The 15,779-nt window shown below is 71.7% G+C and carries 16 protein-coding genes, 1 tRNA gene and 1 pseudogene; 9 read left to right on the top strand and 9 right to left on the bottom strand.

Going from position 1 to position 15,779, the window contains the following annotated elements; genetic code table 11:
• Positions 1-83 precede the first annotated feature (83 nt).
• On the bottom strand, positions 84-479 hold the full coding sequence (locus tag ABGB05_RS36300) for a hypothetical protein (RefSeq protein ID WP_347658563.1): 396 nt from the start codon (positions 477-479) through the stop codon (positions 84-86).
• A gap of 193 nt (positions 480-672) precedes the next feature.
• The gene (locus ABGB05_RS36295; protein WP_347658562.1) at positions 673-891 is read right to left on the bottom strand and encodes a winged helix-turn-helix domain-containing protein; all 219 of its coding nucleotides are present in this window, start codon (positions 889-891) and stop codon (positions 673-675) included.
• A gap of 281 nt (positions 892-1,172) precedes the next feature.
• Between ABGB05_RS36295 and ABGB05_RS36290 the strand changes: the two genes are divergently transcribed.
• From ABGB05_RS36290 to ABGB05_RS36270, 5 genes are all read left to right on the top strand, one after another.
• Positions 1,173-2,060 carry a hypothetical protein gene (locus ABGB05_RS36290; protein ID WP_347658561.1) on the top strand — a complete coding sequence of 296 codons (888 nt, stop codon included), beginning with the start codon at positions 1,173-1,175 and terminating at the stop codon, positions 2,058-2,060.
• Positions 2,054-2,629, top strand: coding sequence for a hypothetical protein (locus ABGB05_RS36285; protein WP_347658560.1), 576 nt, complete (start codon positions 2,054-2,056; stop codon positions 2,627-2,629). The genes ABGB05_RS36290 and ABGB05_RS36285 overlap by 7 nt, the downstream gene beginning before the upstream one ends.
• An 82-nt stretch (positions 2,630-2,711) precedes the next feature.
• Positions 2,712-2,787: transfer RNA gene (locus ABGB05_RS36280), tRNA-Gly, on the top strand.
• 409 nt (positions 2,788-3,196) lie between these two features.
• Positions 3,197-4,126, top strand: coding sequence for a carboxymuconolactone decarboxylase family protein (locus tag ABGB05_RS36275; protein WP_347658559.1), 930 nt, complete (start codon positions 3,197-3,199; stop codon positions 4,124-4,126).
• A 30-nt stretch (positions 4,127-4,156) separates the two neighbouring features.
• Complete coding sequence (locus tag ABGB05_RS36270; protein WP_347658558.1) at positions 4,157-4,723, top strand: helix-turn-helix domain-containing protein; 567 nt, start codon at positions 4,157-4,159, stop codon at positions 4,721-4,723.
• A 31-nt stretch (positions 4,724-4,754) separates the two neighbouring features.
• Here ABGB05_RS36270 and ABGB05_RS36265 read toward each other — a convergent pair whose 3' ends face one another.
• From ABGB05_RS36265 to ABGB05_RS36255, 3 genes are all read right to left on the bottom strand, one after another.
• Positions 4,755-5,735: a hypothetical protein gene (locus tag ABGB05_RS36265; protein WP_347658557.1), complete on the bottom strand. Its 981-nt coding sequence runs from the start codon at positions 5,733-5,735 to the stop codon at positions 4,755-4,757.
• Position 5,736: 1 nt separating this feature from the next.
• Complete coding sequence (locus ABGB05_RS36260; RefSeq protein WP_347658556.1) at positions 5,737-8,277, bottom strand: FtsK/SpoIIIE domain-containing protein; 2,541 nt, start codon at positions 8,275-8,277, stop codon at positions 5,737-5,739.
• Between the two features lie 171 nt (positions 8,278-8,448).
• Positions 8,449-9,066, bottom strand: a complete 618-nt coding sequence (locus tag ABGB05_RS36255; protein WP_347658555.1) for a helix-turn-helix domain-containing protein — start codon at positions 9,064-9,066, stop codon at positions 8,449-8,451.
• Between the two features lie 93 nt (positions 9,067-9,159).
• Here ABGB05_RS36255 and ABGB05_RS36250 point away from each other — a divergent pair, with 93 nt between their 5' ends.
• Positions 9,160-10,128 carry an NADP-dependent oxidoreductase gene (locus ABGB05_RS36250; RefSeq protein WP_347658554.1) on the top strand — a complete coding sequence of 323 codons (969 nt, stop codon included), beginning with the start codon at positions 9,160-9,162 and terminating at the stop codon, positions 10,126-10,128.
• Between the two features lie 58 nt (positions 10,129-10,186).
• A complete protein-coding gene (locus ABGB05_RS36245) occupies positions 10,187-10,552 on the top strand; it encodes a nuclear transport factor 2 family protein (RefSeq protein ID WP_347658553.1) in 366 nt (121 codons plus the stop codon).
• A 122-nt stretch (positions 10,553-10,674) separates the two neighbouring features.
• Here the strand turns inward: ABGB05_RS36245 and ABGB05_RS36240 are convergent, their stop codons facing one another.
• Positions 10,675-11,103 (bottom strand): glycosyltransferase, encoded by a 429-nt coding sequence (locus ABGB05_RS36240; protein ID WP_347658552.1) that lies wholly within the window; start codon positions 11,101-11,103, stop codon positions 10,675-10,677.
• On the bottom strand, positions 11,100-12,200 hold the full coding sequence (locus tag ABGB05_RS36235; protein WP_347658551.1) for a glucosyl-3-phosphoglycerate synthase: 1,101 nt from the start codon (positions 12,198-12,200) through the stop codon (positions 11,100-11,102). Before ABGB05_RS36235 ends, ABGB05_RS36240 begins: the two co-directional genes overlap by 4 nt.
• A gap of 201 nt (positions 12,201-12,401) precedes the next feature.
• Here ABGB05_RS36235 and ABGB05_RS36230 point away from each other — a divergent pair, with 201 nt between their 5' ends.
• Positions 12,402-13,049: a Gfo/Idh/MocA family oxidoreductase gene (locus ABGB05_RS36230; protein WP_347658550.1), complete on the top strand. Its 648-nt coding sequence runs from the start codon at positions 12,402-12,404 to the stop codon at positions 13,047-13,049.
• A 537-nt stretch (positions 13,050-13,586) separates the two neighbouring features.
• Here the strand turns inward: ABGB05_RS36230 and ABGB05_RS36225 are convergent.
• A complete protein-coding gene (locus tag ABGB05_RS36225; protein ID WP_347658549.1) occupies positions 13,587-14,219 on the bottom strand; it encodes an HAD-IA family hydrolase in 633 nt (210 codons plus the stop codon).
• A 103-nt stretch (positions 14,220-14,322) separates the two neighbouring features.
• On the opposite strand from ABGB05_RS36225, the gene ABGB05_RS36220 reads away from it, so the two are divergent.
• On the top strand, positions 14,323-15,483 hold the full coding sequence (locus ABGB05_RS36220; protein ID WP_347658548.1) for an ROK family transcriptional regulator: 1,161 nt from the start codon (positions 14,323-14,325) through the stop codon (positions 15,481-15,483).
• A gap of 194 nt (positions 15,484-15,677) precedes the next feature.
• Here ABGB05_RS36220 and ABGB05_RS36215 read toward each other — a convergent pair.
• Positions 15,678-15,779 (bottom strand): annotated as a pseudogene (locus tag ABGB05_RS36215) (IS982 family transposase); the annotation flags it as partial.

Raw genomic sequence — 15,779 nt, 5'->3', positions numbered from 1 at the left:
CCCCGCACAACCCTGCCCCGAGCAAGCCGACCACGTAATCGGCGAATCCACCCTGCCCCGAAACCACATCGGATCAAATCTATTCAACTGCGATCAACACGAACCGCATCGGTGGATCGAGGCTGAGTACTCTTCTCGCTGGAGGCAATCTGGTAAGTCGCAACGACTCCCAGCACGGCGAATGCCAGGCACATTACCAACATCACGAAGAGCCTGTATCGAAAACGACTAATTGGTGGAAGCTGGTTGATTACGTACGCCACGAAGGCGGCAGCGATACCATTAATGATCATCCAGGCGAACGTTGGCAATTTGGACCCTTCAATGAGCGCCGGTTGGCACACATCGTAAAAGCCCGTCGCACCTTGCGGCTTCGGGGAAGGCGTGTCCACAAAGCACTGGACAACCGACCGATTCGACGGACTTCCTGCACCCGAAGCACTTGCCCCCGTGATGACCTTGGGCCAGTCGTTCGACATACGTCAATTAGGACACTAGCGGCTATTATGCGTGGCGTAACGATGCCCGCAGCGCCGCCAACCCAAGAGACGATCGATCCTACACAATCGGGTCGACGCCCTGCCGATGGGCGCGCTAGGCGCTCCGACGATCACATGGCCCGAGAGCATCTTGCAACCCACAGGACGTAGCCACCCGGCAACCGTCGAACAGTCAGCGTTCCGCGACGAAGACGCCCACGCCTTGCACGCCTTCGATCAGGCCCTCGGTACGCAACTTGAAGATGGCTTGGCGTACGACGATCGCGGACACGCCGTGCTCTTTGCACAGCTCAGCCGTGGACGGCAGTTTGTCTCCGGGCGCGAGGTCACCAGACTCGATCTGTGATCTCAGATGGTCGGCGAGGCGCTCCCACTTCGGTTTGGCGGGCATACGGTCTCCCTGGTCAGCGCCCCCATTTGATCACGTTCAGTCCTTGTATGACAAGTGATGGGTGGCCATGGCCTTGCTTTGCATGGGCGGATATGTAAAGCTGTCGTTGGCCGGTTCCCTGGTCAGCACCCTCGGGGCCGGTCGGTGTCCCATCCGCACCACGCCCGGTCGGCCGTCCCCTCCGGCCGGCCGGGCGCCCCTGCCCGTACCCGGCTATCCCCCACCGATCAGACGGGAGGCACGATGACCAGCCCCTCCAACCAGTACCGCCGGACGGCGCCATGACCGCGCTCTCCGACGCCGGCTACGCCAGCTGGGCGCGTACCCGGATCTCCGAGGCGCGGGAGGCGATCGTCCGGCACGCGGTGTGTGCGTACACCGGGGTGTGTCTCGGGTGTGGACGGCCCGGCCCCTGCGCGACCCTGGCCGCCGCCCGGCGGACCCTGGCCCACCACGCTCACCGGCGCACCAACCAGCGAAAGGACCACACCTGGTACGGCCACCGGCAGCTTCCGATGATGACCGGCGACGTCAGTACGCCGCTGCCCACCGACGAGCTGCGCGCCGCCTGTCTGACGGTCGAGGCGGCGGTCGACCGGGCGACCCGGCAGCTTGTCGGGGCCGATCTTCCACTTCTCCACGCCGGCCCGACCCGCTGGAGCGGGGCGCTCACCGACGCCTGGGCCGCGCTCAACCTTGTGTACGCCGGCATCGCCGAGGCCCGGAAGCTCCCCGGAGCAGAGCCGGCGAGCGTACGAGAACTGATCGACGGGCTGGCCGCCGCCCAGGCCGACGCCGAACGGGCCGGCGGTGTGGTGACCCGGGTGCGCCGGCAGCTCGCGACCGCCGAGGATCGGCTGCGGCGTACCAGTGGCGACCCGGCGGCCCGGGTCGCGGCCGCGCGTTGGCGGACGGCGATCGCCCGGCTCGACCTGGTCGCGGCCCGGCTGGCGCTCGGCGCCCGGGCCATCGACCGGTACGTCGACAGTCTCACCGGCACCGCCCCGCCGCCCCGGCCCCGGGCCAACCCGGTCAGACCGACCGCGCCCCTGGTCACCGGAGCGCGGACCGCCGCAACGGTGCTGATCAGTCTGCACCCACGCACCGGCCTTCGGGGCCTGCTGGCCCGGCTCCGCCGTACGCAGAGCGCGGCAGGTGCGGCATGGTGAGCCGGTACGTCGCCCCGCTGCGCGACCTGGCCACCGGCCGGGTACGCGACCACCAGCACCGGCTGAGTCGGCTCGACGAACGCGGCTGGCAGCGGTACGGCCTGCTGCTCGACTCCGCGTTCCGGCTCGCCGTCGACCGCCGTTTCCGGGCCGGCCAGGAGCGGGCCCCGGTGATCCGGTTCGTGGCGAGTGTGCGGGAGCGGTACGACGTCACCGGCTACGACCTGGACCCGAGGCTCGCCGAGTCGCTGCTCTGGGCCACCCTGGACGGTCGACCCGCCCCCGAGCCGGAGCAACCGTCGACAGTGGCCGCCCAGACGCTGCTGCTGGTCGGGCTGCTCGAAGACGAGGGCCTCTCCCCTGCCGAACTGGACCGCTTCCTGACCGCCGTCGAGGTTGACACCGAACAGGCAGCCGACACCGGGCAGGCAGCCGACACCGGGCAGGCAGCCGACACCGGGCAGGCAGCCGAGACCAAGCAGGCAGACGAGACCGGGCAGCTGGACGACAACGCCGGGCAGGCAGACCACGGCGATCCGCCGGACGGCTCCGATTGGACTCGACCGTGATCGGATCATCCGTTGTCCCGATCGCCGCTCACCGACCCGGGCGGAATTCCGCCGGCGCCGATGTACTAGGTTGATCCGGTACGCGGACGTAGCGCAGTTGGTAGCGCATCACCTTGCCAAGGTGAGGGTCGCGGGTTCGAGTCCCGTCGTCCGCTCCAAGGAATCCCCCGGTCCTGAGGTCAACGGCGCGGGCGGCACCCAACCGGACCGCCTCCCCTCCGTCGAGACCGACGCCGGTCTTTGTCCCGACCGGCCCCGAGTGTGGTTGGCCTGATCGACTCGTAGCGGTGCCCGCCGGCAGCCGCGACGGCCCTGGCGAGGTCGCCCTGCGTATCGCTGACGGGCCGCACCCCCGTCCCACCTGTCACCTCTGAATCAGGTCGGCGACACCCCATGAGAACAGGTCAGATGCACGTGCAGGCAACCGCGCGACATCCCTGCCGCAAGCCGACCCGATAGCGCAAAGATGTAATCCAGTAACGGGCTGTGACGTAGCCCACTGGTAACCGGACTCGTGTGTCCGTTACGGTTTAGCGGACACACGAGTCCGTTTACAGGAGATGCCACATGGCCCACGTACGCATCAGCGACGCCCTCCGCGCCGTCGCCCTCGACCCGACCGAGGACCTCGACACCGCGCTCGACCGGTACTACGCCCCCGGCTACGTCCACCGGGCCGAAGGCCGGGAACTGGACCGGGCAGCGTTCCGACAGATGGTCGTCGCCATCCGCGGCCAGATCCGCGGCGGCACCGTCACCGTGCTCGACGAGGTGGTCGACGGCGACCGGTACGCGGAGCGGCACCGCTACCGGATCACGATGAACGACGGCACGACCGCCCAGAAGGAGGTCGTCGTCTTCGGCCGGTTCGCGCCGGACGGACGCTTCGCCGAACTCGCCGAGACGGGCGCCGACATCGGGGAGAACACCACCTCGGAAGGCCCACGGCTGCCGGATCCGGACCCGGCGACCATCCCTGCGGAGGTCAGCACCTTCCTCAGCGCGCTGCCGCCCGACCCGCAGGTCAGGATGCTCACCCACGCGACCGGCACGGTGAAGCCGTTCATCCAGTTCGCCCGGACCCTGTTCACCGCGCTCGATTTGCCCGACCGCACCCGGGAACTGGTCATCCTCACCACCGCCGAGTACACCGACTGCGATTTCGTCACCGCCCAGCATGTGCCGATGGCCCGGGCGGCCGGCGTCAGCGACGAGACCCTCCGGGTCATCGGCGAGCGCCGGCTCACCGACCCGAGCCTCACCGCGTACGACAGCCTGGTCATGCGTCTCGCCGCCGAGATCACGCAGCGGCCGACCGTACGCGACGAGCTGTTCGCCGAGGCCCGCGAGCACCTCACCGACCGTGAGATCGTCGAGGTCATCCAGGTCGTCGGCTACTACTGGACCTTCGGTCGGGTCAGCACCGTGCTGCAGGTGCCGGTGACCCAGGTCTACGGCGACGAGACGGTGACCAAGCTCGACGCCGAGACGGACTGAACGGCGGTGGCGGTGTGGGACGCTGATGCGGTGACCGAGTCGCGATCCGCCAGTGCCGCCCACCCACACCGGCGCTCCGACGCGCGTCGTAACCAGCAGCTGGTCGTCGCCGCGGCCCAGGAGTTGTTCGCCGAACACGGCCTCGAGGTGACGGTGCCCCAGGTCGCTGCTCGGGCGGGCGTCGGGCGGGCCACCGTCTATCGCAGCTATCCGACCAAGGAAGACCTCGTCGCGGCCGTTGCCGGCGAGCATTTCCACCGGCTGGAAGCTCGGGCACGACAGGCGTTGGCCGCGCCGGACGCGTACCGAGGACTGCACGAATACGTCCTGGCGCTCTTCGACGAACTGGCCCGCAACCGCGGCCTGGCCACCGCCTTCTACGAGGGACGCCTACCGTCGGCCGGAAACCTGCTCGACCTCGTCGGACGGCTGTTGCGCAACGCCGCCGGCACCGGCCACGTCCGACCTGACCTGGACACACGCGACGTGCGGATCGTCCTCTGCGGCGCGGTCCGTCAGCTGATCGTGCTTCGGGAAGACGACCCGGACGTCTGGAACCGGTACGCGACCCTGGTGCTCAACGCGTTCCGTGCCTGACCGGCCCCGGGCGGTGGGCACAGCCGACAGGTCAGCCGGCGACGGCGTAGTACATCAGGAAGGCGACCGGCGAGGCGGCGAAGCAGATCAGGAAGCCGAGTCGGGGATAGCCGGCCGCCCGGCCGGCGACCATCTTCGGCTTGCCCCAGACGCTCATCACCAGGTATCCGACGAAAAACGTCATCGCCGGCAGGCCGGCGCAGCCCCAGGCGAAGACGCCGAACGCCGCGCTGGCCTTCGCCCAGCTGGTGGTGGCGTCCCGGAGTTCGACGGCGGTAAGCATGATCCAGATGATGACCGCGAGCACGGCGGAGCAGATGCCGTAGACGGCAAGCGCGCGCCGACGCGGTGACAGCGTCGGAAACAGCGTCGGCTGCTGGGCCATCGTCTCCGCCTGGACGATCAGCATGTCGGCGCCGTCGGCGGCCTGCCGGGCCAGCTCCAGCTCGCGGTGCGGGTCGGCGGCCCACACGCCGGCCGCCGCCGGCAGGTCGACCGGTCCGCGCTGACCGGGCACATAACCGCCGGTGTCCGCACCGCTCACCGAGGTCGACGGCAGGGCGCGGCGCGCCGGCCCGCCGGCGACCTCCGGGTACGACGTCCCGCCGGTCGCCGGTTCGACATGCTGCTGCCGGACGGGTGGGATGTGCGGGGCGGGTGGCGGGTACCCGTCGTCCCGGAGCGGCTGACGCGGGGCCGGCGGCATCGGCTGTCCCGCGACGGGAGCAGCCGCAGGCGGCGGTGGCTGGGGTGGGATGTGCGGGGCGGGCGTGGAGGCGGGTGGGCCGGGCTGCACCGGCCCGCCCGGCCCCGGAGGCGGTACCGACTTGCCGATCGCCTGGCCGAGTGCGGCCAGCCGGTGCTGTTGGGCGTCGAGCCGCTGGTCGAGTCGGTCGGCGACCGCCTCCGCGCTGCCGCGCTGCTCGGCGACCCGGGCGGTGGCCTGGGCGCCGGACCGGTGCAGGTCGTGCAGGTGCCGGGCGAGTGCGGCGTACTCGGCGAAGCTGGCCACCTCAGTCTCCCTCGTCGTCCGGTTCGTGGCCCCGGCTGACGAACGGCACGATCAGCCGGGTCCGTTGGTCGTGCCGGTCGACCAGCAGCGCCCGGTTCGCCCTCGGGGTGTACGCCAGGTCGTGCTGGCCGAGGTACATCCCGAGTTCGCCGCCGGTGACGTTCAACGCCACCAGGCAGGCGACGTCGTCACGGTTGCTGGAGCCGCCGATGTCGTCGGCGAGCCGCCGCAGTCCCCGCCACCAGCCGAGCAGGTGTACGCCGTGCGCCGGCCCCTGCCGCAGCACCGCCTGCAGGTCGTCGAGCCCGGACCGGAAGTTCTCGTCGCGGGCGGCGAGGGCGCCGCTGGCGCCGTCCATGCCGAACCCGACGACAAAGGTCCGGGCCGGTCCGTCGGTCGGCTGGCCGGCGAGTTTGCGCAGCTCGTCGCGGAGTCCGGCGGCGTCGAGCCGGGTCACCGGATGCCCGGCGCCGGTCAGCTCGTCGATCGTCGACTCGGCGAGGTCGTCGGCGACCGCGACCAACGGCGCGACCAGGAACCGGGCGCTGCCCGGCGGATGCTGGCGGGCCAGGCTGACCGTGGCGGCGTGCAGCACGCTCGCCCCGACCGGGGAGGTGCCGACGACCGCCAGGTGCCGGCCGGGGCTGGCGTCGAGCGGGAAGTTGGCGGTGGTCAGGTCGACGTCGACGGTCCGGCCGACCAGGGCGAGCGGGCGTCGTCCGCCGGCGACCAGTCCCCGGTACGTCGGATCGTCGTCGACGTGCGCCGACTCGTAGCCCTTGAAGACCGCCGGTGGCCGGGAGTTCGACCCGCGGGCCTGCCACAGTTCGTGCCGCAGGGCCGCGACCTCGGTGGCGTTGGCGTGCGCGTCCGGGAACTGGATGACGGTGTTGGCGCCGCCGATCCCGGCCGACGGGTTGACGATCGCCGAGCCGACCGGCAGCGCCCCGGCGGCCTCGTTGAGTTTGTCGAGTACGCCGTTGCCGCCGGGCAGCGCGACCCGGAGCGGGAACTGGCCGAAGATCGAGTCGGTCTTGCCGTACAGGGCTTCGATGCCGGTCATGCTCTGGCTGGCCAGGACCAGGTGGATGCCGTATGAGCGGCCCTTGCGGGCGAGTTCCTCGAGCAGGGCGGCGGCCTCCCGGGCGACCGCGTCGTTGCCGGCGAACAGCACGTGGAACTCGTCGACGACGGCGACGATCCTCGGCACCGGCCTACCGTCCCGGGGCAGGTCGGCGAGCTTCGTGACGCCGTGGCGTTTCAGTGCCGACGCCCGCCGGTTGAGTTCGCGGCGCAGTTCGCGGAGTACGGCGACCCCGTACTCGCGGTCGGACTCGATGCCGACGGCGCGGGCGTGCGGGATCCACGACGGGTCGTGGCCGGTCGGCACGAACTCGGAGAAGCTGACCCCCTCCTTGAAGTCGAGCAGATAGAGGGAGAGTTCGTCGGGTGAGTAGCGGGCGGCGAGTCCGTAGAGGACGTTGAGCAGGAAGACGGTCTTGCCGGAGCCGGTCCGGCCGCCGATCAGCCAGTGTGGGGTCTGGTCGTCGAACGCGCAGATCACCGGGTCCCGGCCGGCGCGGCCGACGACCGCGCGCAGCCCGTTGCCGGACGACTCCGACCACGGCTGGGCGGGCAGCAGGTCCGGAAAGCCGAACTCGGACTCGCGGCGGTGCAGGTCGCCGAGCCGTTCGGCGAGGGCGGCGACCAGGTGCGGTGGCGGGTCGGCGTCGAGGCGTACCGGGGCGGACAGGCCGCTGCCGTCGGCGCTGAACGGATGTCCGGGCGGGTCGCCGATCCAGGCGTACCCCTGGGGGTCGAGGCGGACGGCGGTGGCCGCGCCCAACGGCGGTGGGGTGAGTCCGGCGGACCGGGGTGGGTAGCCGGCGACGAGGACGCAGGTCGCGGCGGTCGGCCCGGCGTGGGTGAGGGCGGCGAGCCGGTGCAGGTCGCGGCCCTCGGGTGCGGAGGCGGCGACCAGGAGCAGCAGTTCAGGGCTGCCGGTGCTGGCGTGCTGGGCGGCCCGGGCGTGCCGTTCGGCGTCGTCGAGCCGTTCGGCGACCTCCGCGTCGGTGGTGGCCGGCGGGTGCAGCACCCCGGCCTCGACCAGGGACCGCAGCGGCAGGAACGTCGCGCCGAGCGCGGCACTGTCCAGTACGGAGACCCGGACCGAGCCGGGTGGTGCGGCGGCCAGCAGCCGGACGACGAGGGTACGCAGCAGCGCGGCGACCGCCGGGTGCCGGGCGTCGGTGTCGAGCGCCAGGTGGGTGCCGCCGGCCAGCGGTACGACGGCCGGGAAGTCGCCGTCGACGGTGTCGGCCCAACCGAGCCGGACCGGGAGCGGGCCGGCGAAGAACCGGGCCGGTTCGGGTTCGGCGGTGAGGGTTTCGCCGACCCGGCGGAGCCGGCCGACGGTGTCGGCGGCCTCCCCGGTGTCGGGTGGGGGGCGGAGTTGGCCGAGTGCCCGGCGGGCGGCGTCCAGGTGTGCCCGGGCCTGCCGGTGGGCGGCGACCGCCCGCCCGAATGTGGCTGACAGTCCCACCCTGCCCCCAACCCGCCTCGGTTTGGTACCGCTGCCCCGACCCCGGCTCGTCGCACGGGCGGCGGACGACGCGTGGGGCGGGTAGTCACCGGAACACTAACCGACGCGGCGCCACGGTGGTTGGTACGCCGGGCGCGTCGCCGGGGCGTGCCGACGGTGCCCGGCGTACGGCTAGGACCCGACCGGGTCGCCGTAGCTGTCCGGGGGCGGTTGGGGCAGCGGGTGGGCGCCCTGCGGGCGTAGCCCGTCGAAGATGATGGCGAGGTAGCGCCGCCACAGGTCGGGCGGGGCGTCCGGCACGTAGCTGACGACGTGGTTGGGCGCGCACATCAGCAGGATGACGTCGGCGCCGGTGACGTCGGCCCGGATCGCGCCGTGTTCGCGGGCCCGGTCGACGAGTCGGTGCACGGTGTGGAATATCCGGGTCCGGAGCCGGGTGACCTCCTCGCTCAGGTCGCCGGCCTCCTGGAGGAACGACAGGTCGCGCTGTTGCCGCTGGTGGGCGGCGGCGGTGAGGAACTCCAGCAGGGCGTCGCCGGGGTCCGCCGCGTCGAGCAGCCGTTCGCCGACGTCGGTCAACGCCTGGATCCGATCCACGACGATCGCGGCGAGCAGGTCGTCCTTGGTGGCGAAGTGCCGGAACACGGTGCCCTTGCCGATGCCTGCCCGGCGGGCGATGTCGGCGACCGAGGCGTCCAGGCCCCGTTCCGCGAACTCGTCCGCGGCGGCGGCCAGCAGCAGCCTGCGGTTGCGGGCGGCGTCGGCGCGCAGCGGGCGGGGCTGGGTCACGGCTGCCACCCTAACAAGTTGACCAGGCGGTCCGCTTATCGCTAGCGTGGCCCCACAACGTGACCGTGCGGTCCGTTTATTTGGAGGTCATCCATGAAGGCAGTCGTCGCGACCGGCTACGGACCACCCGAGGAGTACACCGTGACTGAGGTGCCGACGCCCCGGCCCGGCCCGGGACAGATCCAGGTCCGGATCGCCGCCGCCTCGATCAACCCGGCCGACGTCCGGCTGCCGAGCGGCGACTTCCGCGACGCCGTACCGCTGGAGTTCCCGCACGTACCCGGCAACGACTTCGCCGGCACGGTCAGCGAGGTCGGCGCCGGCGTCACCGCGTACCGGGTCGGTGACGAGATCTTCGGTCAGGCCGTACCCCGGGCGCTGCGGGCGATGGCCGGTACCACCCGGCCGTCGCTGAGCACCGGCTCGCTAGCCGAGTACGCGGTCTTCGAGGCGGACACCCCGTTCCTGACCCACCGTCCGGCCGGCCTCGACCTCGAACAGGCCGCCGCCCTGCCCACCGTCGGCCTGACCGCCCGGGCCCTGGTCGCCACCGGGCAGGTCCGGGCCGGCGAGAGGGTCCTGGTCGTCGGCGCGACCGGCGGCGTCGGCACCACCCTGGTCCCGCTGCTCGCCGACGCCGGGGCACGGGTGGTCGCCACCGCGACCGACACCGACGCCGACCTGCTGCGCCGGCTCGGCGCCGACCAGGTCATCGGATACACCGAGACCGAGTACCCGACCGATGTCGACGTCGTGGTCAACCTGACCCTGCCCAGCGACCAACTGGTCGGCGTGGCCCGCGCGGTCCGCCCGGGCGGACGCCTCCTCACCATCACCTACCCCGTCCCCGAGCAGCAGTGGATCCGCCGGGACGACGTCGAACTGCACTTCGTGCTGGACATGGACGGCACCCTCGGCGGCATGCGCGAGGTCGGCGAACAGGCGGTCGGCGGCGCGCTGCGGGCCACCATCGGCCGCCGGTACAGCCTGGACGAGGGGCCGCAGGCCTGCGTGGACTTCGTCCGCCGACACACCACCGGCAAACTGCTCGTCACGATCTGACCGACGGCGACGCCGGGATCGCCACCGGACGATGGGCCCACACCGACGGGAGCACCACGTGACAACCGACAACGTCCGCGAACTGCGGCAGGCGTTCGACGACGCCGAGTTACGTGCCGACACCGAGCGATTGGAAGCCCTGCTCGCCGATGACTTCGTCTCCATCGGAGACCAGGGCTTCCCACTCGACAAACGGCAGTGGATCGACCGGCACGCCGACTTCGGCTACCTCTCGCTCGAAACGAGCGAGTTGGACGTACGCCGCTACGACCGCGCCGCGATCGTCCGCTGCGTCCAACGCAGCCGGGTGACCTGGCGAGGCGAGGTGATGGCCCTGACCGTCCGGCTGAGCCAGGTGTGGGTGGAACTGCCGGGCGGCTGGCGGCTCGCCGGCATCCAGTTCAGTCCGTACGCCCCGGTCTGAGCCGCTTCCCACCGAACTCGCCGGGGCCTACACGGTGGACGCCCGGCCCCCTCAGCCGAGGTGGCGGCCGCAGGTCGGCGGGGCCGCAGCCCGCCGGCCGCGACGCACCGTTCGGGAGCGTGTCAGGCGTGGAGAAGCGGACCTTCTACCTCAGGAAGCGACAACAGGTCCCAGTGCAGGGTGTGCAGCACCGGCGGGGCGTCCGGGCCGAGCGCGGCGAGGGTGGCCAGGCCGGCCGCCTCCACGTGGTCGTGCACCAGGTCGATGTCGCCGCCGTCCCACAGTCGCCGGACCGCGGCGTGCAGGTGGCTCTGCACGATCCCGCACGCCTGGTTGTACGGGCGCTGCAGGTGGCCGAACTGTCCGTCGGGGAAGATCGCGAGTTTCTCGTCGACCGGGAGTTCGCTGCTGTCGACGGTGCCGAGGACCACCCGGACCCCGAGTCGGCGCAGTTCGGGGACGAGGGTGGCGACCACGTTCTCGATCCCGCCGTACCCCTTCGGCGGCACCGGCAGCCACGGCCCGGCGTTGACCAGGACGGTGAGGCTCATGCGCCGGTCACCGCCAGTCCGGCCGGACGGGCGGACCGGTTCGGGGCGCCGGCCGTCCGGGCCTGGGTCGCCGCGCTCCGGGTCCGCTGCCGGTGCCACCGGGTGCGGAACCGCTCGTCGACGCTGGCCAGCGGTGGCCGTTCGGCGACCGAGACGTCGGTGACCACGATGTCCCGGTCCAGGTTCGGCAGGACCTGGTCGCCGCCGCGCCGGAACTGGGTGAGGACGCCGGCCGGCGGCACCGGGTCGGTGACCAGGCCACGCCGGTGCAGCCGGGACCAGACGGTGTAGAGGATCTGGGCCGACATCCGGCCGAGCGCCTCGGTGTCCTGGTGCCGGTGCAGCCGTTCACCGAGGTCGACCTGGGCGAGGGCGTCCAGGCCGACCAGGTCGACCAGGTCGATCAGCATGGCGATCTCGACGCCGTAGCCGGAGACGAACGGGATCTGGTCCAGGACGGCACGGCGGCCGGCGTACTCGCCGGCGAGCGGCTGGACAAACCCGGCCAGCTCCGGGACGAAGAGGCTGAGCAGCGGGCGGGCCATCAGTTCGGTGACCCGGCCGCCGCCGTCGGGTTCGACCCCGGCGGCGCCGACCAGCGGGCGGTGGTAGAAGCCCTTGACGAACGCGACCGTCGGGTCGGTGAGCAGCGGGCCGAGCAGTCCGGTGACGAAGCGGGGCGAGAAGCGGCGCAGGTCGGCGTCGACAAACGCGACGACGTCGCCGCCGGCCGCGGCGAGACCGGCCCAGAGCGCGTCGCCCTTGCCGTCGAGTCGGGGCAGCCCGCGGGTCATCTGGTCCTGGCTGACCACCCGGGCGCCGGCAGCGGTCGCCACCTCGGCCGTCCCGTCGGTCGAGCGGGAGTCGACGACGATCAGTTCGTCGACAAGCGGGGTCTTCTCGACCAGGTGCCGGCGCAGCGTGTCGATAATCGCGCCGACCGTCGCCTCCTCGTCGCGGGCCGGGATGACCACGCTGACCGTGCTCTCCCCCTTGGCCTTGAGCAGTCGGCGTGCCGTCCACTGTGCGGCGTCGCGGGTACGGTACGTGGTCCACGCCCCGACAACGGGTGAGACGGTGGTCGCTGACTGCCGCACGGGCACCCCCTGGGTCGTGAATGAGCCGGGCCGAACATTCCCTCGATCGGGTCCCGCCAATCGGGTCCCGGGGTAACAGCTTGATCAGCTCGACCGCCGATGACGCGGCGTCGTGATGAACGTTTCATTTCCGGCCGGGCCGGAGAAGGTCGTCGGAGGACGTGGAGTCGACGGTCGGCGGAGACGGTGGGAGGTGACCCGATGCGGGTCTGTCGGGTGGGGCTGGTCGGGGCGGGCAACGTGGCGCAGCGACATGCCCGGGTCCTGGCCGGCTTCGACGACGTACGGATCGTCGGGGTGACGGACGTGGCGGCGGAGTCGGCGCGGCGGCTGGCGGCGGCGTACGACGCCCGGGCTTTCCCGGACCCGGCCGCGCTGCTCGCGGCCGACCTGGACGCGGTGTACGTCTGCGTGCCGCCGTTCGCGCACGGCCCGGTCGAGGAGGCGGTCCTCGAGGCCGGCCTGCCGATGTTCGTGGAGAAGCCGATCGGGCTGGACCGGGAGACCGCGCTGCGGACCGCCGAACTGGTCCGGCACGGCGGGCTGGTGACCGCGGTCGGGCACCACTGGCGATATCTGACCGTGGTCGAGCAGGCCCGCCGGATCCTCGCCGACCGGCCGGTGCGGCTGGTCACCGGCGCCTGGCTGGACAAGGTGCCGCCGGTCGGTTGGTGGCCGCGCCGGGACACCTCCGGCGGGCCGGTGGTGGAGCAGGCCGCGCACGTACTCGACCTGGCCCGGCACCTGGCCGGCGAGGTGGTCGAGGTGTACGCGGCCGGCAATGGTGTCCCGCCGGCGGTCGACGGTGCCGACATCGACTCGGCGACCGCCGTGATTCCGGCACCTTGAACGAGCACCACTTGAGCAGGTTCTTCGGGTACCACCTGCCGTGGTAGATGATCGATGGTTGTTGATCGTCAGCTTCTTTGGGTACCAGTGGCCGGGGGCCGAAGATCGACAGCTTGTTCGGGCACCACCTGGTCGTGGGTGGCCGCGTGGTGGTTGTCAGCGGGTCGCTTCGGCGGGTTGAGGGCTGCGATTGGGTAGGATCTGCGCAGACCGGGTTCTTTCAGGCTCCGCTCCCGATGTGGGGTCTGAAGGGCCCGGCTCTTGCGTGAGGGGTGGGACACGGCGGCGTCGGGACGGTTCGGTCCCGACGCCGCCGTTCGTGGAGGGGGTGGGCGCCGGCGTCCAGGCTCCAATGCAGGGTCGGGTACGCCCTCAACCTACAAAGCGCTGATCAACATCGGTGACCGCGTCGGGGCAACCGGCCTCGGAGGTCTAGAGATCGTCAGCGATCGAGCGACTACACCGGGTGACGACTTGTAGCCCGCACGGCTTCCGGATCTGCCGATGACAGGACGGGTTACCGAAGGTCACGCCAGCTCAAGCCCTGGTACGAGGCGCCTCTGTTAGCAGGTACGCCAGCCGGGTCAGGTCCACCAGGCGAAGATCGGCGTCGACGCCCTTGAGGCCGGCCGTCGTCGCGCCCGCTGCGCGTCCGGCCTCGACCCCGACGGCGGCGTCCTCGACGACGAGGCAATACTCGGGCGGTACGTCGAGCAGCCGGGCGGCGTGCAGGTAGCCCTCCGGATCGGGCTTGCCGGCGCTGACGTCGTCAACCGTGACCAGCACCGGCGGGTCGATACCGGCGGCGGCCAGTCGCGCCTTGGCCAGCCGGGTGTCGGCGCTGGTCACCACCGCCCACGGTAGGCCCAGCCGGGCCAGGGTCACCAGCAGGTCCCGCGCGCCCCGGGTCGGGGTGACGTCGGCGAGATCGTCGTACTGCAGCGCCAACTGCCGCGCGGCCGCCGTCCTGACCTGCGCGTCGTCGAGCGCCGGCAGCAACCGCCGTACGGTGCGCTCGGCTGGGCTGCCGTGGGCGATCGCCAGGGCCGTGGCCGAATCGACGCCATACTCGCCGGCCCACTCCCGCCACGCCCGCTCGACCGCGGCATCGGAGTCCACCAGCGTGCCATCCATGTCCAGCAGGACTGCGGACACCGTCGACAGGTCCATGACCAACCCCCTCGTTTATACTCGCGGTACGAGCATAAGGCGGTGGTCCCCTCCCATGGCAAGCCCTACCCGACAGCGTGCGGACGCGGCCAGATGGCATACCGTGTCGCAGGTACTCGCCGTGCTGGCCCGTCGCCCCGGAATCACCCGCGCGGAGATGGCCCGCGAGCTGGGACTGGCCAGCGGCCTGGCCACCGAGATCACCGCTCGGATGCGCGAGCTGCGGCTACTGACCGAGGCACCGGCCCCGGTCCGTGGGCGTGGCCGACCCACCACCGTGCTACGGCCGCACCCCGAGGGTCCGGTCGTGCTCGCCGTCGACGTGCGTCAGGGACAGTGGCGGCAGGCCGTCATCACCGTCGAGGGGCAGCCGCACGAGTTGCGGCACCACCGGCACCGCAGCCGCCGCCCGGAAACGGTCCTCGGCGCGGTGCGCAAGACGATCGACCACGCCCTGACCCGGTACGGCGGACGGCTCCGGGCGGTGTCCCTGGCCGTCGCCGCCACCATTCATGACCGGCACCTCGTCCAAGCCTCCACTCTCGGCTGGGGACCGGTCGACCTCGACACCCTCACCAGCGGTACGTCCCTGCCACTGCTGATCGGCAACGACGCCACCCTTGCCGCAGCCGCGGAGGCGCGTACCGGGGCGGCAACCGCCGCCGGCACCGCGCTGCACCTCATCGTCGAGGCCGGCATCGGCGGCGCGCTCACCATCGATGGTCGACCCGTCACCGGCGCTCACGGCGCCGCCGGAGAGTACGGACACCTGCCGCTCGGCGACCGCGAGCTGCGCTGCCCGTGCGGCGCCCGTGGTTGCTGGGAACTTGAGGTCGACGGCCGCGCGCTCGCCCGCCATCTCGGCGAACCAGCCCCGACCGACCCGCACGGTTACACCCGCGACGTCCTCAACCGCACCGGTCACGACACCCGGGCCCGACAGGCGGTCACCACCGTCGCGCAAGCCCTCGCCGCCGGCATCGCCGGCCTGGTCAACATCCACGATCCCGACCTGATCACCCTCGGCGGCCTCGGTCCCGCCCTGCGCGACGCCGCCCGGGTTGCCTTTCAGAACGCCTACACCGGGGGCCTCATGACCTCGCACCGCACCCAGCCGCCCCCAGTCGTTGACGCCACCCATGGCGACGACGGGCCGCTGCGCGGCGCCGCGATCATCGGCCTCGACCACACCACCAGCGAAGCGGCTCTCGCGAACTGGGCCACCAGCAGCCGATCGCCGGATCGCGGGCCGGCGCGGCGGTGACGAGACGTTCAGGACGAGTTTGGACGGCCCGGCCCGTTACCCTGCTTCTCCTGCCCAGCCGTATTCGTCCCCGCCCGCACCAAACAGGAAGTGCCGCCGCGAATCAAACACCTTGATTGAGCACCGCTCAGGCAGATTCTTCAAGTACCGGAGGAACCGACGGCGCCGTCTAGACGAGTTGTTCCGAATCCCGGTCAGTGGTCGTAGGCGATCAGTGACCGGGTGACGGGTGCACCGGTCTTGTTGTTGTGCCAGATCGCGGCGGTCATCGCGAGGAGGCGTTGGGCCACCCGTAC

Origin of the sequence: Plantactinospora sp. B5E13 (assembly GCF_039871775.1) — a bacterium.
Classification (GTDB): Bacteria; Actinomycetota; Actinomycetes; order Mycobacteriales; family Micromonosporaceae; genus Plantactinospora.
The sequence above is the reverse complement of the archived record's forward strand: the minus strand, read 5'-3'. Positions and strand labels throughout refer to the sequence as shown.

Coding starts and splice junctions, on each gene's coding strand:
- ABGB05_RS36300 (WP_347658563.1), bottom strand. CDS start 479: ATGTCGAACGACTGGCCCAAGGTCATCACGGGGGCAAGTGCTTCGGGT.
- ABGB05_RS36295 (WP_347658562.1), bottom strand. CDS start 891: ATGCCCGCCAAACCGAAGTGGGAGCGCCTCGCCGACCATCTGAGATCA.
- ABGB05_RS36290 (WP_347658561.1), top strand. CDS start 1,173: ATGACCGCGCTCTCCGACGCCGGCTACGCCAGCTGGGCGCGTACCCGG.
- ABGB05_RS36285 (WP_347658560.1), top strand. CDS start 2,054: ATGGTGAGCCGGTACGTCGCCCCGCTGCGCGACCTGGCCACCGGCCGG.
- ABGB05_RS36275 (WP_347658559.1), top strand. CDS start 3,197: ATGGCCCACGTACGCATCAGCGACGCCCTCCGCGCCGTCGCCCTCGAC.
- ABGB05_RS36250 (WP_347658554.1), top strand. CDS start 9,160: ATGAAGGCAGTCGTCGCGACCGGCTACGGACCACCCGAGGAGTACACC.
- ABGB05_RS36240 (WP_347658552.1), bottom strand. CDS start 11,103: ATGAGCCTCACCGTCCTGGTCAACGCCGGGCCGTGGCTGCCGGTGCCG.
- ABGB05_RS36230 (WP_347658550.1), top strand. CDS start 12,402: ATGCGGGTCTGTCGGGTGGGGCTGGTCGGGGCGGGCAACGTGGCGCAG.
- ABGB05_RS36225 (WP_347658549.1), bottom strand. CDS start 14,219: ATGGACCTGTCGACGGTGTCCGCAGTCCTGCTGGACATGGATGGCACG.